We start from the raw sequence: 22,662 nt of genomic DNA, 5'->3' as shown, positions 1-22,662 counted from the left end.
TCCGTGACGACCGGCGAGGCAGGTTACGCGCGCCTTGGGCCCCTGGTCCTGGAGCAGGATGTCACCAGGCGGAATGCGCTGACAATCCTGTTCGCGAGCTTCTGGACGATCGGCTTCGTGACGTTTCTGAACTTCATGAATCCGTTCCTGTTTGCGCTGCTGGGAATTCCCGAAGAAGAGCAAGGCTCGCTGGCCGGCCTTCTCGTGTCGCTGCAGGAAATCACGCAGATCGCGATCTGCGGTTTCATAGGCGCCTGGTCCGACCGCGTCGGCCGCCGGCCGATCTATGTCGGCGCAATGGTTTTGCTTGCCGTGGGGTTTGCCGTGTATCCGATGGCTTCAAGCGAAGCGCAGCTGATCGGACTCCGCATCGCTTATTCGATCGGGGCCACGGCCTGCACCGTGATGCTGACGACTTGCCAGGGCGAATACATCAACGACAAATATCGCGGCCGCTGGATAGGGATCGTGGGGTTCGTCAACGCGCTGGGCGTGGTTGTAATGGTCGCGTTCTTCTCGAAGCTGCCGAGTTACTTCGGGGAGCTGGGGCTGAGCGACGCCAACGCGCTGCGCGCCAGTTTCTGGGTCTGCTCGACAGCGGCCCTGTTGCTGGCGATCCTTCTTCGTTTCGGGCTGCAAGCCCCCAATCGGGGAGTGAAGAGTTCAACGCACAACGTATTTCGTCAGGCGGCGAAGGGCATGACCCTGGTAAAGAAATACCCGTTGCTGGGCCTGGCTTATCTGACGTCCTATGCTTCGAAAGGCGACCTGGTGATTGTCACGACCTTCCTGTCGCTCTGGGTCACGCAGGCAGGCATCGCCGCCGGCATGTCGCCGGCCGAGGCCGTCGCGCGGGCCGGCATGATTTTCGGTTTCGTCGCAGTTTGCGGTCTGGTTTGGCCGTTCGTCATAGGCGCGATATTGGACCGGGTCCCGCGCCTGGTCGGGATCGGAATCTCGTTCGTGATCGCAAGCATCGGTTACGGCAGCGTGGCGCTGATCGACGATCCGCTCGGACCGATGATGTGGGTCGCGGCTTTCCTGCTGGGCATCGGCCAGGCCAGCGCCATCATCAGCGCCGGCGTTCTGATCGGCCAGGTGGCGCCCGAGGGCTACAAGGGCACGGTTTTCGGCGCCTCCAATCTCGCCGGTTCGGCCGGCATCGTGACCCTCACCTTTTTCGGCGGCCTGTTGTTCGATGCCTATGGGGCCAGCAGCCCCTTTATCCTGGTGGGCGCCATGAACGCTTTTGTGGCAGTCGTTACCTGGCTTATGTATCGCTGGCTAAAGCAAACCGCGTAACGAGGCGAAGCCCGCTCAGTCCGGCTGGCCGTCGGCGCAGGTGCCGCACAACCCCTTGACCTCCACGACCGCGTTGTCCGGCCGGAATCCGTGCTCGTCCGCGATCCGGGACAGCAACGCCTCAAGTCCGCTCGACTCCACCTCGTCCACGTGGCCGCACGAGGAACAAAGCAGAAACTGGCTCTCGTGGGCATGGTCGGGATGGTCACACGGCAGGTAGGCTTGGGCGGATTGCAGCCGGTGGACGAGGCCGGTCCGCATCAGGAAGTCCAGGTGCCGGTAGACGGTCAAAGGCGCGATCTTGCGTTCCTGCCGTTTCTCCAGCAGCCCGATGAGTTCATAGGCTGAAACCGCCCGGCGCCGGGCCAGCATTTCCGCATAGACGGCCAGTCGCGCCGGGGTCAGCCGCTCGCCCTTCTCCGCGCAGCGCTCTTCGGCGAGCTTTCGCCATTTCGCCGCGAGCGGCGCCGCTGTCGCCGGCTGTCTAGCCATTTCCGCATTGTCGCACACAGTTCCAAAGATGCGCCAAACCCAGGAGCGAACCGCCGGCGATGGTAATCGGTTCCTCGTACGACGACACCGCCTCCACGAACGCGGCCAGCAGCAGCAACCCGAGGCCAACCACTGCCGCACCCACGAACAGCCTGTTGCCGGCCGCCGGCAGTGTCTTCCAGATCACCCGGAGGCTCACGGGAACGGCGGCGATTACCAGTATCCGATGTACAAGCTCGCTCTCCGCAGCCTGCGCAGCAAGAGGCATCAGAGCTGCGAGTACAGGCAGGGCCACACAGTGAAGCACGCACAGCGTCGAGAGCCCGACCGCGCATAGATCCATGCGCGCCGACGGACCCCATTGGACGCTTTTGATGTCAAACGAAATCATGGCGCGTATTCTGCCACATCCGATATGTTATATTGTATCAATTCTAGATTGCGACGGACCTTGGCGCCGCGCGTCCCATGTCACTCACCTGCTCATTCACTGGGAGAAGGGCAATGAACCGCAAACTACTTTCTTTGCTGGCGGCAGCACCGTTGCTGACGACAGCCGCACTCGCCCAAGAAGCGCCGGCAGCGGATGAATCGGGGGCCATCGAGGAGATCATCGTCCTGGCCCACCCGCTCTCGCGCGAAGGACTCGCGCAGGCCGCCGACGTGCTGGATGCCGACGAGCTCGAGCGCAAGGCGGTGGACAACATCGGCGCGACCGTGGGCAACGAGCCGGGCATCCACAACAGTTCCTACGGCGTGGGCGCCGGGCGACCCGTGATCCACGGCATGGGCGGTGCGCGCGTGCGCGTGATGGAGGATCGCATTGACACACTCGATGTTTCCGTCAGCAGCGGCGACCATGCCGTCACGGTCGATCCCTTCGTCGCCGAGCGCGTCGAAGTCCTGAAGGGCTCGTCCACCCTGCTCTACGGCTCCGGCGCAATCGGTGGCGTGGTCGATGTCCAGACGGGGCGCATACCGCAGGAAGTGCCGGAGCGCATACGCGGTGCTCTCGACCTGCGCGGTTCCGACAACGGCAGCGGCAGAAACGGTTCTTTCCGCCTCGACGGTGGCGCCGGCAACATCGCGTGGCACCTCGACGCCTTTGCCCGCGAGTCGGACGACTACGACATCCCCGGGTTCGCCGAGTCCGCGGTCCTGCGCGCACTGGAGGAAGAGGAGCACCACCACGAAGAGGAAGGGCACCACGAAGAGGAACATGAACACGAACACGAGGACGAGGACGAACACCATGACGAAGACGAGCACCATGAAGAGGAAGAAGCCTACGGGCTTCTGCCGGGCAGCGGTCTTGAGGTCCAGGGCGGTTCCGTCGGCTTGTCCTTCGTCGGCGACCGCGGCTTCGTCGGCCTTGCCGTAAGCAATCTCGATTCCGAGTACGGCATCCCCGGCCACAGCCATGCCCACGACCACGGGCACGACGAACACGACCACGAAGAGATGGGTCACCACGAGGACGAGGACCACCACGAGGACGAGGAACATCACGAAGACGAGGAACACCATGAAGGCGAGGCCACTCCCATCGTCGACCTCAAGCAGACGCGCATTGACCTCAAGGCTGGCCTGGCCGACCCGTTCGGCGGCTTCGAGAGCCTCAACTTCCGGCTCGGCATGAACGACTACGAGCACGCGGAGAACGAGGCCGGCGAGGTGGGCACGATCTTCTCGAACCAGGCCTGGGAAGCGCGCGCGGAACTGACGCACGGTCCGACCGGCGGCTGGCGCGGCGCCCTCGGCGTCCAGCTCGGCAACCGTGAGTTCTCCGTGGTCGGCGAAGAAGCCTTCACGCCCCCCGTGGACACGTCGTCCTTAGGCCTGTTCTGGGTCGGCGAGCGCTCGCTCGGCAGACTCGGGCTCGAGGCCGGCCTGCGCTACGACCGGGTCGAGCACGATCCCGCGAACGGCGGCAGCCGCGACTTCAGCGGCGGCAGCGCTTCGCTGGGCCTCATCGTGCCGCTCGGCGACGGCTGGGAGGGCACGTTGCTGGCCGACTACTCGTCCCGCGCTCCGGTGGGCGAGGAACTCTTTTCCGACAGCCCGCACCCCGGCACGGGCGTTTTCGAGATCGGGGATCCCGGGCTCGGCCACGAGAAGGCCCGCAACCTGGCGGCCACGATCAGCGGAGGCCGCGACCGCTGGTCCGTGAGCGGGACCTTCTACTACACGGACTTCGCGGACTTCATCTACCAGGCCGCTACGGATGAGGAGATGGACGGGTTCGCCGTGCGCCGCTACGCCCAGGCCGACGCGACCTTCGCCGGCTTCGAGGTGGAAGGCCGTCTGACCGTGGCCGAGTGGAGCGCCGGCCGTCTCAACCTGGGTGTCTTCTACGATAGGGTCACGCCGGAACTCGACATCTCCGGCAACGACAACCTGCCGCTCATACCGCCCGACCGGGTCGGCGTGTCGCTCGAGTTCACGAGCGACCGCCTGCGGGCCAACGTGGATTACGTGCGGGCGTCCGATCAGGACGATGTCGCCGAGTTCGAGTTGCCGACGGACGGCTACAACGACCTGCGCGCGCGCGTCTCCTGGCGTTTCCGCCCGGCCGACACGACGGTCGACCTGTACCTGGCCGGGCGCAACCTCACCGACGACGAGCAGCGCCTGCACACGTCCGTCGTCAAGGACCTGGCGCCCCAGCCGGGACGCACGGTCGAAGCGGGACTGCGCATGCTCTTCTAGCGGCTCTAGCAGCCCTTGGTATTTATTTCTTCCCAAGCGGTGTTCTCTCTTGGATCATGCCCACGATCCAGTTGACGAGGCGCTTGGTGGTGTTTCTTTACATTTCGTGACTGGAGGTGCCCACATGCACTTGCGCAGATTCAAGACCGGAGCGGACAAGTGGGCGGTCAATGCGATATTGATCTTCCATACGCTGCTTACGGTTGTTGGCAGCGCTCAGGATGCCGAACTTGATGAAAGTTGGGAGGCAGACGCGGGAGACGGGGCATTCGATATCGAGGAAATTCTGGTCACCGGCCAGAAGCGCACCGAGACGCTGCTGGAAAGCGACGTGGCGGTAACGGTGATGACGGAGGAGTTCATTGACGAGGCCAGGATTCGCGACCTCCGACGCATCGACGACCTCGTGCCCAATGTGCAGTTCAACGAGACCGCCCAGCTCAGTTCGGTGTTTGTCACGATTCGGGGGATCGAGTCCAACCCGTATATCGTCAATAGGGCGGCGCTCTACATTGACGGCATTCCTTTCCGCGAGCTCAGCAACGCCGTGCTGAGCCAGATCGAGTCGATCGAGGTGCTGCGCGGCCCGCAATCGACCCTTTACGGCGCCAACAGCGAGGCGGGGTTGCTGATTATCAACAGCCGACAGCCGGGTCGGGAACGGGAATCCGATATCCGCCTGACCGGAAGCACGTACAACGGCAACCACGGCTACATCCTGGACGCGTTTCTGGGTGGTCCCCTGGCCGACGACACACTGTCCGCGTCGCTCGCGTTACGGGCGCTGAAGGAAGACTCGTACATTACGAATCCGGCCACGCTGACGGGCGAGCCCGGAGAAATCCGCGATCTGTTCCTGCAGGCCCGCGTGGCCTGGCAACCGGCGGACAGCCTGACGATCAAGGGAACCGCCTACATTCTCGACACGGACGCGCCCGGTCTTTTCGACCAGGAGTATGCGCCGGTTGACCGCCGGCATTATGACGGCATCTACCGCGATTACTTCAACGGCGGACGCGAAGTGGGGAAGTTCGAGTTCCTGAACGACGCACCCAAACACACCATGGAGAAAGACCTGGTTGCCGGCCTCTCCGCAACCTGGGATCTGGAATACGGCTCGCTGGATATGGCGTATTCCTTCACCAAACTGGACAAGGATTCGTCCGGACTCGACCTGGATCTGACCGCGGGGAATTGGTTTCAGTTTCCCAATCCGTTTTACATGCCAGGCAACCCGCTGTTCGGGCCGCCGTTTTTTGAAATACCCGGCCTTGCGGGACGCGAGATTGAAAACGAGAAGTTCTGGAGCGGCGAGTTGCGATTCACTTCGCCGGACAGCGATCAATTCGACTACATCGTCGGCATGTCCTGGTACAAGGAAGACAAGCGAACCGTGTTGACGACCAGCGCATTCAACCCGTTGCTGAACGACTACAACCCCTACGTACTCACCCCGCCGCAATTCGCACGGGGCGAGGATTTCGCCCTGTTCGGCTCGGCGACGTTCTCGCTTGGCATTGATGGACTGAGCGCAACCGTTGGCTTGCGTCATGATTGGGCCGATCGGGAGACCATTCAGCAGGAAGGCCCCCCGCTGAATATCGGCCTTGTGCAACTGAACTTCTACAACATTCAGTTGGACGACAGTTACACCGAGATCTTGCCCCGTCTCGTATTGAGCTATGACGCCTCGGAAAGCGTGAACGCGTACGCCAGCGCTTCCAAAGGCTACATCCCCGGCGGCTTCAATCTGACCCTGGCGGAGGACGCCAGCATCAGCGAAGACCTGACCATCTACGACAAGGAGTCTGTCTGGAGTTACGAAGTCGGGCTGAAGACACGCCTTCCCGACGGCAGGGGATACCTGAACCTGGCGGCTTTCTACATTCAATCCGACAACTGGCAGGAAGTCCGCGTCCTGACCGACGACATGGGTCGAGTCACTTCGTCGGCCTTTATCGGCGCCAATGCCGACATCGAGAGCTACGGATTCGAGATCGAGACGGTTTACCAGGCCAATGACAATCTGAAACTGGTGGCGAGCTACGGCTACACCAACGCCACGTACAAGGATTTTCTGTTCCGGGCCGGCGCCCAGGGGGAGGCGGTACAGGAATTCGACCTTGACGGTGAGCCCGTCAAGCTGGTGCCGTCATTCGACGCGAATTTTTCCGCCCTGTACGAATTCGGCGGTGGGTATTTTCTGCGGGGGGAACTCAGCGTCACAGGCGAAACACCGCTCGAAGAGCGCAGCCGTGTGCTGCGGGACAGAGTGAACGTCGTTAACCTGCAGGCAGGATATGAGGGGGATAAATATCGGCTGCAGTTGTTCGTGGAAAACCTGACCGACGAGCGCTACCCGTCCGGGCTTGGGTTCGAGCATTTCCTGTTTGGCGCTGACGGCACCTACTATGTGCCGCTGGATGCGCCCCGTATCGTCGGCGTGGAGTTTGGGGTCGGTTGGTGAGGTCAGTCGAACACTCCGGTTGGTTATCCCTGCTACCGGCGTTGGTGGCGCCGCAGCCGGGACGCACGGTCGAAGCGGGACTGCGCATGCTCTTCTAGCGGTCGTCGTATACTCGGCATCGTGCTTGAACGGTGCCGGGAGGGCCTCCCGACGCCAGTCTGTGGGGGGTAAGTTGACGACAAACCGGTTCTTCGTCGCAGCCGGCCTGCTTGCGCTGGCGTTGCCGCGGCTTGTGATGGGACAGGGAGCGGATCAACCCGTCATCGAAGAGATTCTCGTTACGGCGACCAAGCGCGAGGCGTCGATTCAGGACGTTCCCATTGCCGTATCGGCATATACCGGAGAAGAACTCGCCGGCCGGGGCGTGACCGATCTGTACGGGCTGCAGGAGGTGTCGCCCTCCGTCGCGGTCTACAACTCGAACAGCACGTCCAATGGGGGCACGCTGCGCATACGCGGCGTGGGCACGACGGGGAACAACCCGGGCCTGGAAGCCGCGGTCGGCACGTTCATCGACGGCATCTATCGCTCGCGCGCGGGGCTCGCCTTCGACGACCTCGTGGACATCGACCGCGTGGAGGTCCTGCGCGGGCCGCAGGGCACGCTGTTCGGGAAGAACACGATCGCCGGCGCGGTCAACATCATCACGCGCAAGCCGGCGTTCGAGGACAGCGCCGACCTCACGCTCGGACTCGGCAACCTGAGTTCCCGGGAGGCGGCCTTCGTCGGCAACGCCGTGCTGGCGGACGAGGTCCTGGCCGGACGCCTGAGCCTGGCCTACCGCAAACGCGACGGCGGCTATCGGGACATCGATTCCGACGCTACCTACGACCACCGCAACCGCCGCTACGTAAGGGGCCAGCTCCTGTGGACCCCGACCGACGCGCTGGAAATACGCGTCATCGGCGACTACACCCGCAAGGACGAGTCCTGCTGTCCAGCGTCGTTCTGGATAACGGGCCCCACCAGCGCGATCATTGCCGCGCTCGGAGGCGACATCACTCCGTTCGCACCTGATGGGGACGCCCGCGTGGGCGTGAACTACCCGCCCTTCGAGAACGTAAGGAACAAGGGGCTGTCGCTGGACGTGACATGGGAGCCCACGGCCGGCATGACCTTCCGGTCGATTACGGCTTACCTGGATTTTGAGATCTCGCGCGGCCAGGACATCGACTTCACCAATGCCGACATCCTGCATCCGCAGGACACCGAGGAGGAGTTCGAGAACTGGTCCCAGGAGTTTCAGCTGTTCGGAGAAACGGACGCATTTTCCTGGCTGGCCGGCGCCTATATCTACACGGAGGACATGGAGTCCACCGAGCAGATCGTCCTGTCCCATCACGGCGGCGCCTACGTGGGTGCGCTATTCGGCAACCCGGCCATCGCGCCGCTGTTCCTGGGCGATCCGGCCGGCCGGGGCGTTCCCGGGCAGGGCTTCGACGCGCTGTACTTCTCCGAGGCGGAGGGGTGGTCGCTGTTCACGCACAATACCTGGCACGCGAACGCGGCGCTGGACCTGACCCTGGGCCTGCGTTACTCGACCGAAGAAAAGGACGCCGGCGCCATTGTCAACGGCGCCCCGTTCGGGGAGTTCGTCAACGACCCATTCTGCGCGCAATTCGGCGGTGTTTCGACCTTCTTTTCGCTCTGCGACAACCTGAGCTACAACAACCAGGCGGACGAGAGCAAGGTCACCGGCACGCTGAAGGCGTCCTGGCGATTCGGCGACGACATCAACGGCTATGCCGGCTTCAGCCGGGGCTACAAGGCCGGGGGCTTCAATCTTAACCAGGAGGCCGTGGGATTCCGCGATGCCGGCGGCAACTTCGTCGACCAGAGCCGTTTCGGACCGGAAACGTCCGATTCCTGGGAACTGGGCCTGAAAGCACGGTTGCTTGACGGCAGGTTGACCGCCAACGGCGCCCTGTTCCACACCACCTTCGAAGGCTTCCAGCTCAATACCTATACGGGACTCGGCTTTACCGTGGGCAATGTCCGGGACGTGATAAGCAAAGGACTGGAAATCGAGTCCTCGCTCGCGCTCGGCGGCGGGCTTTTGCTGACAGCGGGCGCCACGTACGCCGACGCTCGTTACGGCGACGACCTGGTTCCCGCCAATGGCCACCTTGAAGGCAAGCGTCTGACGCAATCGCCGCTGTGGCAGGGCAGCGCGTCGCTCTTCGTCGACCGGGAGATACCCGGGACGAACTGGCGCTGGTGGTCCAATCTGAACTGGTCGCACGTCGGCCAAGTCAATACCGGCTCCGATCTCGACCCGGAGAAGGTGCGCGGCGCATTCAACCTGTACAACGCCAACGTGGGAGTCGGGACAGCGGATGGCCGCTACGAGTTGGTGCTCTGGGGCAGAAACCTGGCCGACAAGCGGACGAACTCGCTGGTGTTCGACTCCGTGTTCCAGCCCGGAAGCTGGCACACCTGGGTGAACCTGCCCCGTTCGTTCGGATTGACGCTGAAGGCGAAGCTACGCTAAGCGCCAACCCGCTTAGATCGTCGATTCGGGCTTGGGCCTTATGGCGAACGCCGGCTTGAGTTCGGCCAGCACGCGCAACGCCTCCTCGGCCGCTTCGCTCAGGCGCAGCATTTCGCCCAAAGCTTTCTGCGGAAGCGGGGGATCGGCAGCGAGATACCCGGCGCGGATCTTGCGTACCGTTTGCGCGTGGCCCTCGCCGGCGCGGGCCACCAGCCGCCAGCCCGCGGCATCCCCCTTTCCCTTGTCGAGTGCGTCGATCACTACGTGCAGCAACGCGTCGACGCCCTCCAGGGCGCCGGCATGCAGCCAGCGCAATGGCGTAGCCGGAACGCGTGCGCCGAGCAGAGTGCAAAGCTCCCCGAGCGCATCTTCGAGTTCGATCAGCAGCCGGTGCTGATTGCGCAGGGCGTTGCGCGCCTCGACCTCGTGGGCGCGCCGCCGCAGGGGCATGGCGTCAAGGTATCCCCGGATGTCGTCCAGAAGGCTGCATGACGCCTCACGAAGGGGCGCCACACGACGGCCTTGGCGCACGGCGTCGAAGTAGAACGCGAAGTTCTGCACGACCCGCGCATGCTCCTGGCGCACCCGCGCGAGCGGGTCCTCACCCGCACCGGTGTCGCGGATAAAGCGTGGCCGGGCAAGCGCGTCGGACAGGGAACTGGGCCACCGGCGCTTCAGTGCCGCAGCACACAGATTGACCGAAGCGAGCAGCAGCGGTAGCGCGACCAGGCTGGTCAGGATGTAGAAGATCGCCAGATTGATCTCCGCCGCAAAGGGCAGACGCTCAAGCAACGCCATCGCCAGGGGCACACCGAAGTGGATTTCCAGGTAGAGCAGAGGCACGAGCACGACGCTGGTCAGGAGGTCATAGAGGACCATGTACATTGCGATCCGCCGGGAACGCCCAGCAAGGCCGCTGGACAGCAGATAGAGCAGGCCACCCGAGCCGATGCCCGCCCCGTAGAAGACCATGAGGGTCTGCTCGACCGTCAGCGCCCCGGCGCCCATAAGGCCGATGCCGAGGATGCAGATTGCGTTGGGCGACTGGATCACGAACGTCAGTACCGCGGCGACGGCAAACGCCAGCTCCATCGAGCGTCCGGTTTGCTCCAGCATCGCCTGGAACCAGGGCTGCGCGGCGAAAGGGGCGGCGTATTCCTGGAGCAGGATCAGCCCGAAGAGGAGCAGGCTGCCGCCGAACAACGCCGCTGCCAGCGTCCGGTGCCTGGTCAACGTCTCGCTCGCCGCGGCTATGCCGAAGATGCCGATGAGAAAAAGCGCCAGCACCTTCACGTCGAGCGTCACTATCAGCACCAGCAGGGAGGAGCCGATGCAGCCGCCCAGGATCACCGCGAGCGCACCCGACGTCGAGATCATTCCGGCCCGAAGCACCCCCACCGTGATGAACGTGAGCGCGGTCATGTTCTGGGTGACGCCTCCACCGACGCACCCCAACAGCAGCGCGGAATACCGGTTGCCCGTCCATCGGTTGACCGCCTGGCGCAGGCGGTAGTCCGCCATGGTCTTCAGGTTCGCCGTGAGGAGCCACATCCCGGCGATGAAAAGTCCAAGGCCACCAACCAGGCCGGCCAAGGAATCGCTCATGCAGATCTTGGTTACCGCGTCCCTCGACCTGCTCCCGCCCTCACTTAGTCGAAGAGAAACCGGACGCCGGCCTCAATGCCGTGCGTCTGAAATTCTCCGGTCAGGTTCTTGATCTCTATGTCGTCGCTCCGCAGGTAGCGGTAGCCGACGAAGGCCTGAACATTCCTGCCGGCCCTTATCTGTGCGCCAACCAGAAACTGGTAGGCCAGTACCGAGTCGTCGCCGGTATCGTCGCCTTCAATATCGAGTGGAGCAAATCGATGAATCAGCGTGCCCTCATGCCTTACGAGACCGATGCCGCCGCCGATAAAGGGTCGCACCGGGCCTGAGGAAAAGTGTTTGCGGAGATTCAGCATCAGCGTCTCCGTGTCCCAATTGCCCGTACCGCTGAATCCCGGCGGCACGGGCTGGCCGTTGACCCGTACTCCACGTAGCTCGGTTATGTCGAAAGCGCGCCAGGTTGCCTCGACCTCAACCTGCAAGTCCCAGGCCACGGTGCGCCCGACGGCAATACCGAACCCCGTCTCGTCCGACAGCACAATATCGCCTGCGAGCGTGCCGAAGTTTCCGGTCGGAGTACTAGCCGAAGACGCGTCGGGCATATCGCGAATTCCAACTACGGAACCGTACCATCGGCTGCTGTTCTCCTGAGCTGCCGCCTGGGAGGCCATCAGGACAGCCCCGATCAGGGCGATGCCCCAGCCACGATGAGTTATGCAATTCCCCATTCTCATGATCCCCGTTTCAAGATTCCCTGGCTAGCGGACCGCCCCGTGCAACGCGGTGAGTATCCGCCCGAACGCGTCCCGTTCGCTCATGGACGCGCCTTCACGCGCCGACGCCCAAACCTGAAGTGCACCGTGCGAGCAATCCGTATCAACCCCGATATCGGATGGTAATTCGGCTGCGCGATGAGGAATATCCCCAATATTGGGGACAAACGGTGTTCGGCGCCTATGGTGTCGCCCGTTAACGGGTAATTCCGGCTAGTATTCGATCTGCCGCGCGCCGGCCGGCGCCAAGGGGGAGTAAATGCCTGTCGGATACCGAAAATTTCTGCTGTTCGCACTGGCCCTGATCGGGTCCTGGATTGCGGGCCTGACCGTGCCGCCCACCTGGATGGTGGAGCGGGTCGCTCTCGACGCCCAGGCGGACGAATCGGGTCAGCTCTACTACCAGGTGCAGGGCGAGTCCGTTCCCTTCGATCCCGTTCCGATGGCGCAGGCGCAGCTCAACCCCGAGCGGGTCTCAGGCTCCAGGGTGGAGCCGCCGATACGCGAGGAATACGTGTCCGAGGTGGAATCGGTCGACGGCGAAGCCCGGACCGTCTATTACCGGCTCAATGCCGTCTTCCACTTCGGCTGGCTGTCGCTGCTGCCGGCGCTGGTGGCGGTCCTGCTCTGCTGGGTGACCCGGGAACCCATCACCGCGCTGCTGGGCGGCGTGGTCTCCGGCGCGCTGATCCTGGGCCGCTACGACCTGACCGGCGAAGTTCTGATCCCGTCGTTCGCAACCACCAATTCGGCCAGTATTCTGGTGCTCTACCTGTGGCTGCTCGGCGGACTGATGGGCGTGTGGTCGCGCACCGGCGCGGCCCAGGCGTTCGCCGAGTTCGTTACGGCGCGGTTCGTGCGCGGACCGCGCTCCGCCAAGCTGGTGGCCTGGCTGCTGGGCGTGGTCTTCTTCCAGGGAGGCACCGTCAGCACCGTGCTGGTGGGCACGACGGTCAAGCCCATCGCGGACCAGGAACGCGTCAGCCACGAGGAACTGGCCTACATCGTCGATTCCACGGCGTCGCCCATCGCCTCGCAACTCGCTTTCAATGCCTGGCCGGGCTACGTGCAAGCCTTCATATTCGTCTCCGGCGTGAGCTTCCTGGCCACCGAGTCGGACCGCATCGCCTTCTTCTTCCAGAGCGTGCCTTTCTGTTTCTACGCGATTTTTGCGGTCCTGGGCACCTTCCTGCTCAGCGTGGAGAAGCCTCTGTTCCTGGGCAAGCAGCTCAAGGAAGCCATGACGCGGGCGCGCGAGACCGGCGCGCTCGATGCGCCGGACGCGGCGCCGCTGGCCGCAAAGGAATTGCAGGGCAGCAACGTGCCGGAAGGCTACAAGCCGCACATCCTGGAGTTCTTCCTGCCGCTGGGGACGCTGATTGCGATTGCGGTGGGAACGTTCATCGCTTTCGGATCGCCCAACGTGCACTGGGCGTTCGGCGCGGCGCTCCTGCTGGCCGCGGGGATGGCGCTGGCCAAGGGCATGTCGCTCAAGGACCTGATGACCGGATTTCAGGACGGCATCAAGGGCGTGCTGATCGGGTCGGTGATCCTGCTGCTGGCGATCACGATCGGCGGCATCAGCCGGGAAACCGGCGGCGGGCACTTTCTCGTCGAGCAACTCGGATCCAGCATTCCGTATTTCATACTGCCCGTGCTGCTGCAGTTGCTGACCATCGTGATCGCGTTCTCCACCGGCACGAGCTGGGGAACCTATGCCGTGGCGTTTCCGCTGGCCATGCCGCTGGCCTGGGCGGTGGCGACCGGCCAGGGACTCGCCCACCCGGAACTGTTCATGACGCTCTGTTTCGCCGCGGTCATGGACGGCAGCGTATACGGCGATCAGTGTTCGCCAATATCGGACACCACGGTGCTCAGTTCCGTCTGTACGGGATGCGACCTGATGGACCACGTGAAAACGCAAATCCCGCAGGCATCCATCGCCGCCGGCCTCGCCGCGATCTGCTGGACCGGCGTCGCATTCCTTACCGCTTGAGGCCCCTGCCCGGTCAAGGCGACGCTCCGCCTAGAAACGGATGCGTTGCGTTTCCTGCTCCAGCCTGCTGACGACGCTCATTGCCGCAATTGCCGAACTCTTCGGATTGTCGGGCAGTGCGTTGCCCCTGATCTCGAACGAGAACCGGCCGAAATCGCCCGTGGCCACGATCTCGTGGATGTTCTGGTCCACATTCGGGTCGGCGATCAGCTTTACCTGCGTCTCGTCGAATCCGGCGCCGGCCAGCGCGACGGCAGCAGCCACGTTGGCGTTCTCGGGGTATTGCGTAGCCGCGTCCCGCGCGGTGCCTTCGAAATGGACCTGCGCTTCGCCGACGAGATTATCAAGATCGAGTTTCTCTTCGGCGGGCGAGCCCTTCCAGGCCTTCGGTGGCTTGCGGCCGGTGTAGGTCACGGACTGCAGGTTGCCGACGCGCGCTGCCCGCAGGCAATCGAGCGCAGCGATCGCGCCGCTGACGAGGTATAGCTTCGTGTTACCTTCCGCGGCGGCCCGGTCCAGGTCGCTGTAGAGCTCTGCATCAGCCAGCGCACCTACCGATACCGTCGTGAGATCGACACCGCGGCGCAGAATTTCGGGTCCGTGGATCTTCAGCGCAACGTGGCCCCCGCAGTCGATCATGTGGTCGATGTCGTCGGGCAGTTCCGCTGCGGACGAGACGCACACGCAGTCGGGAAACTCGCCGACGGTCTCCGCTACATTTTCCGGAAGAACGAGAAGCGCACGTACTGCGAACCCCCTGCGTTTCAGCTCGTCCCGAACGTAGCCGCCAATCGCTCCCGTGCCGATGATTCCAATCTGCATGGTTTCCTCCGTCTTGGGAACAGGACGCCTCGGATCAGGATCTCGACACGGCATTACGGCCCGCGGACCGGCCGGAGATCATGGCTTCCGTCAGATACGTGCCGTTCTGATAAAGGTCGGAAATCATGGAGCCCAGCTGCCCCGCCTCATAAAGCCCCGAATGGGCTCGCCGGCGCGGTTCAGCACTTCGCCCCTGGGCGTGCGCTTCGCCCCGGCGGACGTGCATACGAGACCCGGCTTGAGTTCGATCGCGTAATACGGAGGCGTCTCGAGAGGCTCAAGCGTTGAAGGGTCCCTGTTGAAGAGAGTATCGGCCTTGTCGGCGCAGGCGGCGTTGTATTCGGCAACCGTCTTCACCAGCCGATCCTGGTCCCGGCCCAGCTTGACGGCAAGATCCGCAATCGAGTCGGCCCGGGTGATCCAGCCCTTCTCCACTTCCCTGCTGTTGTCATCGCTCCAGTCGTACTTCTCGACCGCCATGTTCCAGGTCATCCATTTCATGCCCAGGCAATTGTTCTTGCGAACGTTCTCGTCGAAGATCATGTGCACGGGCATCACCCAGGCATGCAGGGTGTCGACGTAGTGGCCGTGCTGCTTCCACTTGTAGTGCGTGCGGTTGAACGGGTAGGTTTCGTCGCCGAAGCGCCGGTCGTCGGCAGCCACCTCGATCCAGCTGTAGCTGGCGTAGTCGAACGCGCGCATGAACGCGGTCTCGTATTCGGGCACCTTGAAAGCAAGGTGAAAACCGCCGGAATTCATGCGATTGCGCAAATGCCACAGATCTGCGCCCGCGCGCTGCAGGATATGGATGCCGTCGCCGGTGTTGTACGGGCTGCCGAAGGTCGGGACGTCCGTCCACCCCGCGTAATTCCGCTTCATGTCCTCGTTGTGTTCATATCCGCCGCAGGCCATGACGACGCCACCGCGGGCCTTGACGGCGACCTTCCGGCCGCCGCGTTCGACTACAACGCCAAAGACCCCGCCGCTGTCGCGATCCTGCACCAGGTCCACCGCGGGGCTCTCGTACCAGACCGTGACCGGGCGCCTGTCGATATTCTTCCTGAATGCCTCCCACAGCCCTCCCGGCCGGGGCAGTATGGTCGCCTGCTCCCTGACCGCCTCCCTGGCGCCCAGATCGGCGAATTCGTAGATGGGCTCGGAAACCCGATATTTCTGTTTGGCGTCCCTGGCGCGTTCCTCGATCCAGGGGTGGAGCTCCATCAGTTCGCTGGCCCAGAACTCCAGCAAGTCCTCCGGAACCGGGTTCGAATAACTCAGATTGCGCTGATACTGCTTCATGGCCTCCTTGTCCTTCGGAATGACCAGCCCCTGACCCGAAGCACGGGAATTCCCGCCGGCGTGCTCCTCCGGCGCCTTCTCCAGTATCAGAACCCTGGCGTCGGGCCGGGCGTCCAACGCCTCGATAGCGGCGGAGCAGCCAGCAATGCCAAATCCGACAATGACAACGTCGTATTCCTCCTCCCAACGGGTCCGCTGACCACGATCACCTGTTATTTCCATTGTTCTCTCCTTCCGGCGCAGATCGGCACGCTCAACGCCGATTTGCGTACTCGTTTGCTTGTCAGGCCAATTCGGGCAAATGGAATCGCCAGGCTTTGCGCAGAATTCTACGCAGGTTCCAGGGGCCGAAGGGTGACGCGGCAAACAGTGTTCTGAACATCACCAGCGCACGTTGCTCCCATTGAAAAGTGTTTCCGTAGTACCACGAGAGCCTTGTGATCGTTGCCGTTCGCCGGCGACGTCTGTTCTCGTAATCCCTCAATCCTGATCCCGGGTCTATCGCGCGCCTAAGGCTGTCCGCGAGGATAACCGCGTCCTCAAGGGCCATACAGGCTCCCTGGCCGAAGGTCGGAGCCATCGGATGGGCAGCGTCGCCGATCAGGCTGACCCGGCCGTGCCCCCAGTGCTTGTCCGGGGGACGATCAAGAACTTCGTCGACAAGAATCCTCTCCGGGGGGGTCCCGACGATCATTGCACCGAGTTCCGCGGGCAATTCCCTGGAGACTGATCGAAGAAACGCCATGTGATCGTACTCGGCATCCGCCCAGGCGATATCGAACGGCTTATTCCGACACAAAAACCAATAGGCCTCGGCTGGCCTGACTTCAGGAAACACACCGAGCTGAAGTCCGGGAAGCAGCAGCGAGAGAACCTCGTGCTTATTGACCCCAGGCGTTTCGGCCATGCCCCGATAGCAGTAGTACCGCGCAGAACGAAGTTTCTGACTTCCGAACAATGAAGATCGGACTATCGAACGGACGCCATCCGCGCCGATCGCAATCTCTCCCGCCGCCTCCGTGCCGTCGGCAAAACGAAGCGATACGCCATTCCGGTCCTGAGTGACGCCGACACACTCCTTCGCGGTATGCACCTGGTCCGTATCCAGCGCGTCAAGCAGAATTCGCTGCAAATCGGCCCGATGCAATGCGAGTGACGGCGCGCCGCATGCGCGCGCGATTGCCTCCACGTCGATTGAAGAGATCAGCTTCCCTTTCGCGGACAGGACGTTGATCCGGAGCATTTCCGAGCCCAGTGATCGAACCTGCTTGCCCAGCCCCAGGCTCTGGAGTGCCATGATGGCGTTCGACCATATAGTCACCCCGGCCCCCACCTCGCGAATCTCACGAGCCCGTTCAAAAACCCGGGCATTGATGCCTGCGCGGCGCAACGCTACGGCCGCCGCCAGACCACCGATACCACCACCGACTATCAGCACCGTCATGCCTGGATCGGTTCCAGAAGGCGTGCATCGTCGAAATTCGGATTGTTGACGGCGGTGGACACCGGCCACGCCTCCAGTGCCTCGGACGGCACGGCGGCGACCCTGTCCATGGCCGACTTTGCGGGCGCCTCAAGCCAGGCCTTCTGGGCATCCGGCGGAAGTATCAACGGCATGCGGTGCCGGTTCCGGCCGGCGTTGTGAATCCCGCGCATCAGTTCGTTGGCGGGCAGCGTCACGATCGTGCAGGACAGGACCTCCGTGCCGTCGCTCGCGCGTGAGCTCTCCCAGAGTCCGCCGAATGCAAACCCGCCCTGCCCCTTGAGCCGGATATGCCAAGGTTGCTTGGCCCGCACGCCGGGACGCGCCTGCCATTCGTAGAACCCGGTGGCGTAGATCAGGCAGCGCTGCTCGCGCTTCCAGGCGTTGCGATACGCGTTCTTGTCCGCCATCTCCTCCGAGCGCGCATTGGCGGTGCTGTACTTGGGCACTTCGCCTCGCGCCCACACCGGAATCAGCGGCCAGATGGCATCTTCGCCGACGAACTCGTCGCCCCGCTGCAGGACGATCGGCACGCGGGTGATGCGCCGGGGCGAGGCGCGCTTAGACCCGGCGGGAAGCGGCGGTTCGGAAGGGCTTATGTTGTAGCGCGGCTCGAACCCGTCCTCAATGATCGAGTAAAGGACATCGAGCGCGTCCATCCACGCCCTGGGATCGGTGATGATGTTGAATCGCCCGCACACACTGACGCCCGAATGCCTTGCTCAGGTCGCCAGAGAGCTCAGACTTTCTCGGGCGTTCGCTTCTGCGGGTATTCCGTCCACAGATTCAGCCGCCCTTCCCACGGCGTACCGGAACCGAAGATGGTGGGATGAACCGCCTCGACCAGTCTCCGGTCCGAGATGGAAATCGCATCGCGGTTCGGGAGCTTGATGCCGTTGGTGTTCCAGATGAGAAAACCGGGTTGCTGCCCCATGAGCAGCCAGGGCCACCAGATCAGGGACATATTGAGCGAATAGGTGGCCGACGCGTTGGCTATGGACGGGTCGGCGAGTTCGCGCGCCAGCCCGTTGCTGGTGGTTTTTTCCGAGTACAGGAGGTCCGGGCCGGAGTATTCCAGGGGCCAGTCTTCCGGATCGAGCGGATGCTTGAGGTAGACGCCGGCGGAATACCGCGAGGTCCAGACCCGTTCGCCGGCCTGCGACCACTCCATCGCGAATGGGTTCTCCGGGCCGTACCGGGAAAACAGGGACCCGTCGTCGAGCAGGAAATGCGGTGCCTGGTCCGTCCACAGCGTCTGACCGCGGCCTTCCCGCTGATGAAAGGGACGCACCGTGCGCCCGTTGAGCGGATTGACGAACGACTCGAGCGGTTCGGTTTCGCCCTGCCCGTGATAGACGGTGGCTTCCCAAATGCTGATGAGACGGCCTTCCGGCACAACCTCGACCTGACGGCGAATGATGGTGGTGCTGTCGACAAGCCGAACCGGAGCACTGCCGGGAACCACCGCTTCCAGCGTGCCTTTGTACAAATGGAAGATCGTGTCGTCCTCGAGGCTGGCCAGGATCTTGATGAACGCTCGGACATGGGACTCGGTCGTCGGAAACTCCAGCCGCGGAGGCGGTGACGCAGCGTCTGCGCGGTCGGGAACGAAGAACGAAGTTGCGGCGGCGCCGGCGGTTGCGAGCGCGGTTCGGCGGGTCAGCAGGGTCATGGTTTGCCTCTTAGTTGGGCTTCGGTGACGCGCGGCATCGGGCCGCAGGCCGGGACGTTTCCGGAGACGACGGGACCTTCATTCGCCCGCTTGCAGATCCAGTGGTCGATCTGCGGTTTTATCGTGGGATCATCGATGATGAAGGTCTTGTTCAGGCAATGCTCGGCGCCGATGCAGGCCACTATCTGCTCGTTCAGATCGACACGCAGCACCCCGCCGAACCGGGTCAGGTCCGTCGTCATGTACGACGTGCCGCTTCGCTTGTCGGCGTCGGGATGAAATGGGTTGGATGGAATCAGTACGCCGACGCGGATGATCGTGTAGGGCACGCCGGAATCCCGAAGAATGTGCTCGGACTGGTTCATATCCTGGGAAAGCTCGTAGAGCGGTGGGCTGAGCGGGCAGTCCTCCCTTGGGTTTTCGCCGCAACCGCCGCCGATGCTGATGAATTGTTTTATGCCCATGCGCTTGGCCGAGGGGACGAAGTTTTCGTACATCTGCGTATAGCTAGCCTCGGTGCCGGGCCAGACCTGCACGGTCTCGAACATCACATCGAATTGCTGGCCTTCGAGCGCGGCCGCCACTTCATCCGCCTCCATCGCGTCGCCGACCACGTAATCGACCGGCACGCCTTCCAGTTTGGATCGGTCGGTCGTGGCGCGGACAAACGCCGTGACGTGATCGCCACGCTCGATCAGCATCCTGGCGACCGCCGACCCCGCATGCCCTGCCCCGCCGATGATCAACACGCGCTGCTGCGCCATCGCCGCAGTCGAGACAAGCAAGACCATCGCCGCAGCAACGCATAGCGTAGGTCTCAGCCTAGATCCCGGCATTCTCAACATTTTTTGATCAGGTCGTGGCTCAGACTCCGCGCTCGGGGACGCGGCTTAGCAATGTCGCCCGCTTTAGCCTTGGGCATCTTCTTTTCCTGCTTCGGTTTCTGAAGGTACGGGTTCTTAACCGATTTTGAAAAGTCGTATGAGTCTTTCATTGCAAATCGTGTTTTCTCATGGTCGACGGTGTGCTGCTACTCCGCGACCAGACTGGATACCCGCTTCTCAATCTCACGCGCCACTCTAAGCATAGCTACGAGCAGTTGCTCGTCCACATCCAATTCGCCCTCGTATTCGGCTAGATTGCGCTTGCGGTGAGCCTGATCCAGCACGCGCCACTGGGCACTGGACAGGCCGATAGTGTGTTGAAGGCATTGAAAGACCAGGTAGCGGGAATCGGCACGATAGCCTTCGGCCCGCAGAGCCGCGAGCGCCAATGCGTGAGTTGCGTTGTAAGCGAGGTCGAATCGGCTTTCCAGGCTGATATCAGTGCGCCGACTATCGGCGAGCCGCAGGCTGCCCGAGCGTAATAGTCCTTCAAGCTCAGCACGCCCAGGGGGTTCCAGCTTGAGTTTGCCGATGCGAACCAAGTTGTTGAGTTCATCTTGCGGCACATTCCTCTCCGATGAGCACAATGTGTTCGCCCTCGAATACGCGGGTCAGGAACGGGTTTCCAGCGGCTCGCCGGCCCTCGAATTCCGCAAGGGTGTAGAGAGTTGGGTTGATCTTTCGAGCCAGGTCGGCTTCGACAGGGGCAAGCGCCTCAAAAAGCGCCTCCAGTGTCAATTCATCAGCTACAACCAGAAGATCGATATCGCTACTTGCGGTGTCCGTTCCTTTCGCCACGGAGCCGTAGATCATGGCGCGTGCAATTCTCTCGGCGAGCGGTGCGAGAGCCTGCCGGATAGGCTCCGCCATGGCGACGGTTTTGCGCACCATCGCGCAAAGTTCATCAAATACCGGGCAGTCGGAGTTCGCCTGGAAGTGCTTCTGCCTGCCGATGTGCTTCACATTAACCAGGCCGCTTGAGACGAGCCGCTTGAGTTCGCGCTGAACAGCGCCCGAGCCGGAGCCGGTAAGCCGGATCAGTTCGCTGGCGAAGAAGCTGCGCGCCGGCTGGCCGTACAACAGCGCCAGAACACGCTGCTGGGTAGTGGTAAAGAGCGCGTCGGCAAGACTGGTCGGCGCGTCTGAGCGACGGACCGCCTTGCCTCTGGCCGGGAGTGTTGAAGCCATCCTGCCCATTGCGGGCATATTATTGCCCATAATGGGCAGGAAGCAAGCCCGTTACTAGCGAGGGCAAATGATACTGAAGGGTTGCGACTGAGCGCTCTGTCACCGCATCCTGGTCCCAAAAAAAGCGCGGGGAGCCGCAGCTCCCCGCCATTCCGTTTGCCGGCCTAAGCGCACTTAAGCCAATATTGCCAAGTCGTCCTCAAGCAGCCGTGTGAATTCTGTACTCCCAGCTAATGCAAGCGTTTCCGCCGCATCTTCCGCCAAGCATGCCGCATCTTCGTTCCACTTCCGAAAGAAAAACAGAGAAGGCGTGCCGCGCGTTTTCTCGTCTATCGTCGCTGCACGCCGAGCAATCTCGGACAATTTCCCAGCCGCGCTTCTACACCATGCGCGATGTTCCTCCGTAGTGATTTCAAGCGATGCAATTTGTCGATTTATGTCCTTCAGACCGAAGTAAACGGCCAGTTCAAGGACATGAATCATCACGAACAGGGGCACAACCTGAAAACCAGCAATTTGGCCCTCGTGGAGCAGAGAATGTTTGCTGGCTATACGCTCCGCGCGCTCATCGGACTTGATCGCAGCAGCTTCCAGGTTCGAGAAATGAGTAGCTAACGTCGCCATGTCTTTTGCCCGCCCGCAGGCGATGAGACACCTGATTCTATCCGATCAGTCCATTCCGAAATAATCCAATAATGGTGGCTAATTGTGTCTATTTGCGCTCCTAATACACGAAAGCCCGCACTGACGTACGGGCCTCGGAAAGAGGGCAGGAATCTTCCAGCGACTCAAGCGTTACTCTACTGCAGTGATGACAGAGCAAACAACCCACGCAGAATTGCAGAGCCGCGTGCGGGACACGCTTCGAAAGCTGGGCGCCTCAGCTGACCTGTTGGAACAGCGGCGCTTGCCTGTATACCCCGATGCCTTGAAACTCGTGATCGCTGATGTTTCCGCCAGCGGTCGAGAGCACTTGCTCGTTCCCGAAGCTGCTGCATCGTGGAAAAGGATGCGCGAAACAGCGAAGGCTGACGGGATTTCTCTCATCATCATCTCGGCGTTTCGCAGCTTCGACCGCCAATACAAACTTGTGAGCGACAAGCTGAACCGGGGAGAAACGATTCGCGAAGTTTTCGCAGTAATGGCGCCGCCCGGCTGTAGCGAGCACCACACTGGACGTGCACTTGACGTAGGAACCTTGGGTTGCGAGCCCGTGAGCGAAGAGTTCGCCGAGTCAGCTGCTTTCCATTGGCTCACGAGGAACGCCGCGAGGTTCGGTTTCAGGCTGTCATTCCCCAGAGACAATCAATGGGGTTTTGACTACGAGCCTTGGCACTGGTGTTACCGCGGGGAACATGCCACGGAAGATTGAGCGCACCGTTCGGCGCACCGTAAACCAGTACTCCCACGAACAGGGTGGCAAGGTCTTCCCTTCAAGGGCGTCACCGTGTGAGACACGCCAGTGCAGTCAGACGTCGA

Annotated in this window: 19 protein-coding genes; 6 read left to right on the top strand and 13 right to left on the bottom strand. The window is 62.5% G+C overall.

The window, feature by feature from the left end:
• Positions 1 to 3: 3 nt before the first annotated feature.
• Entirely contained in the window at positions 4 to 1,302 is a 1,299-nt protein-coding gene (locus F4036_00255) for an MFS transporter (GenBank protein MYK36173.1), read from the top strand.
• Positions 1,303 to 1,317: 15 nt separating this feature from the next.
• Here F4036_00255 and F4036_00250 read toward each other — a convergent pair whose 3' ends face one another.
• Both F4036_00250 and F4036_00245 read right to left on the bottom strand, forming a co-directional pair.
• Positions 1,318 to 1,794 (bottom strand): transcriptional repressor, encoded by a 477-nt coding sequence (locus F4036_00250; GenBank protein ID MYK36172.1) that lies wholly within the window; start codon positions 1,792 to 1,794, stop codon positions 1,318 to 1,320.
• Positions 1,787 to 2,185 (bottom strand): MerC domain-containing protein, encoded by a 399-nt coding sequence (locus tag F4036_00245; protein ID MYK36171.1) that lies wholly within the window; start codon positions 2,183 to 2,185, stop codon positions 1,787 to 1,789. The genes F4036_00250 and F4036_00245 overlap by 8 nt, the downstream gene beginning before the upstream one ends.
• Positions 2,186 to 2,298: 113 nt before the next feature.
• Between F4036_00245 and F4036_00240 the strand changes: the two genes are divergently transcribed.
• From F4036_00240 to F4036_00230, 3 genes are all read left to right on the top strand, one after another.
• Positions 2,299 to 4,503 carry a TonB-dependent receptor gene (locus F4036_00240; protein ID MYK36170.1) on the top strand — a complete coding sequence of 735 codons (2,205 nt, stop codon included), beginning with the start codon at positions 2,299 to 2,301 and terminating at the stop codon, positions 4,501 to 4,503.
• Between the two features lie 124 nt (positions 4,504 to 4,627).
• Complete coding sequence (locus F4036_00235; GenBank protein MYK36169.1) at positions 4,628 to 6,970, top strand: TonB-dependent receptor plug domain-containing protein; 2,343 nt, start codon at positions 4,628 to 4,630, stop codon at positions 6,968 to 6,970.
• On the top strand, positions 6,915 to 9,461 hold the full coding sequence (locus tag F4036_00230) for a TonB-dependent receptor (GenBank protein ID MYK36168.1): 2,547 nt from the start codon (positions 6,915 to 6,917) through the stop codon (positions 9,459 to 9,461). Before F4036_00235 ends, F4036_00230 begins: the two co-directional genes overlap by 56 nt.
• A 12-nt stretch (positions 9,462 to 9,473) precedes the next feature.
• Here the strand turns inward: F4036_00230 and F4036_00225 are convergent, their stop codons facing one another.
• Together F4036_00225 and F4036_00220 are read right to left on the bottom strand one after the other, a co-directional pair.
• Positions 9,474 to 11,066 carry a hypothetical protein gene (locus F4036_00225; GenBank protein MYK36167.1) on the bottom strand — a complete coding sequence of 531 codons (1,593 nt, stop codon included), beginning with the start codon at positions 11,064 to 11,066 and terminating at the stop codon, positions 9,474 to 9,476.
• A 44-nt stretch (positions 11,067 to 11,110) separates the two neighbouring features.
• The gene (locus tag F4036_00220; GenBank protein MYK36166.1) at positions 11,111 to 11,800 is read right to left on the bottom strand and encodes a porin family protein; all 690 of its coding nucleotides are present in this window, start codon (positions 11,798 to 11,800) and stop codon (positions 11,111 to 11,113) included.
• A 385-nt stretch (positions 11,801 to 12,185) separates the two neighbouring features.
• On the opposite strand from F4036_00220, the gene F4036_00215 reads away from it, so the two are divergent.
• On the top strand, positions 12,186 to 13,835 hold the full coding sequence (locus F4036_00215; GenBank protein ID MYK36165.1) for a sodium:proton antiporter: 1,650 nt from the start codon (positions 12,186 to 12,188) through the stop codon (positions 13,833 to 13,835).
• A gap of 30 nt (positions 13,836 to 13,865) precedes the next feature.
• Here the strand turns inward: F4036_00215 and F4036_00210 are convergent, their stop codons facing one another.
• The 9 genes from F4036_00210 to F4036_00170 all read right to left on the bottom strand — a co-directional run bounded on the left by F4036_00210 (position 13,866) and on the right by F4036_00170 (position 21,807).
• Positions 13,866 to 14,657 (bottom strand): aspartate dehydrogenase, encoded by a 792-nt coding sequence (locus tag F4036_00210; protein ID MYK36164.1) that lies wholly within the window; start codon positions 14,655 to 14,657, stop codon positions 13,866 to 13,868.
• A 123-nt stretch (positions 14,658 to 14,780) separates the two neighbouring features.
• On the bottom strand, positions 14,781 to 16,178 hold the full coding sequence (locus tag F4036_00205; GenBank protein ID MYK36163.1) for an FAD-dependent oxidoreductase: 1,398 nt from the start codon (positions 16,176 to 16,178) through the stop codon (positions 14,781 to 14,783).
• A 61-nt stretch (positions 16,179 to 16,239) separates the two neighbouring features.
• Positions 16,240 to 17,400: an NAD(P)-binding protein gene (locus F4036_00200; GenBank protein ID MYK36162.1), complete on the bottom strand. Its 1,161-nt coding sequence runs from the start codon at positions 17,398 to 17,400 to the stop codon at positions 16,240 to 16,242.
• Positions 17,397 to 18,140: an SOS response-associated peptidase gene (locus tag F4036_00195; GenBank protein ID MYK36161.1), complete on the bottom strand. Its 744-nt coding sequence runs from the start codon at positions 18,138 to 18,140 to the stop codon at positions 17,397 to 17,399. Before F4036_00195 ends, F4036_00200 begins: the two co-directional genes overlap by 4 nt.
• A gap of 38 nt (positions 18,141 to 18,178) precedes the next feature.
• Complete coding sequence (locus tag F4036_00190) at positions 18,179 to 19,111, bottom strand: DUF1838 domain-containing protein (protein MYK36160.1); 933 nt, start codon at positions 19,109 to 19,111, stop codon at positions 18,179 to 18,181.
• A complete protein-coding gene (locus tag F4036_00185) occupies positions 19,108 to 19,956 on the bottom strand; it encodes an NAD(P)H-binding protein (GenBank protein ID MYK36159.1) in 849 nt (282 codons plus the stop codon). The genes F4036_00190 and F4036_00185 overlap by 4 nt, the downstream gene beginning before the upstream one ends.
• A gap of 185 nt (positions 19,957 to 20,141) precedes the next feature.
• Complete coding sequence (locus tag F4036_00180) at positions 20,142 to 20,561, bottom strand: hypothetical protein (protein ID MYK36158.1); 420 nt, start codon at positions 20,559 to 20,561, stop codon at positions 20,142 to 20,144.
• Positions 20,548 to 21,192 carry a MarR family transcriptional regulator gene (locus F4036_00175; protein ID MYK36157.1) on the bottom strand — a complete coding sequence of 215 codons (645 nt, stop codon included), beginning with the start codon at positions 21,190 to 21,192 and terminating at the stop codon, positions 20,548 to 20,550. Before F4036_00175 ends, F4036_00180 begins: the two co-directional genes overlap by 14 nt.
• A gap of 165 nt (positions 21,193 to 21,357) precedes the next feature.
• Entirely contained in the window at positions 21,358 to 21,807 is a 450-nt protein-coding gene (locus tag F4036_00170; GenBank protein MYK36156.1) for a hypothetical protein, read from the bottom strand.
• A gap of 187 nt (positions 21,808 to 21,994) precedes the next feature.
• Here F4036_00170 and F4036_00165 point away from each other — a divergent pair, with 187 nt between their 5' ends.
• Positions 21,995 to 22,555, top strand: a complete 561-nt coding sequence (locus F4036_00165) for a M15 family metallopeptidase (GenBank protein ID MYK36155.1) — start codon at positions 21,995 to 21,997, stop codon at positions 22,553 to 22,555.
• Positions 22,556 to 22,662: the final 107 nt, after the last annotated feature.

The organism is Gammaproteobacteria bacterium (assembly GCA_009845905.1).
GTDB lineage: Bacteria > Pseudomonadota > Gammaproteobacteria > Steroidobacterales > Foliamicaceae > Foliamicus.
Note: the sequence above shows the minus strand (reverse complement) of the source record. Positions and strands in the feature narration are given on the sequence as shown.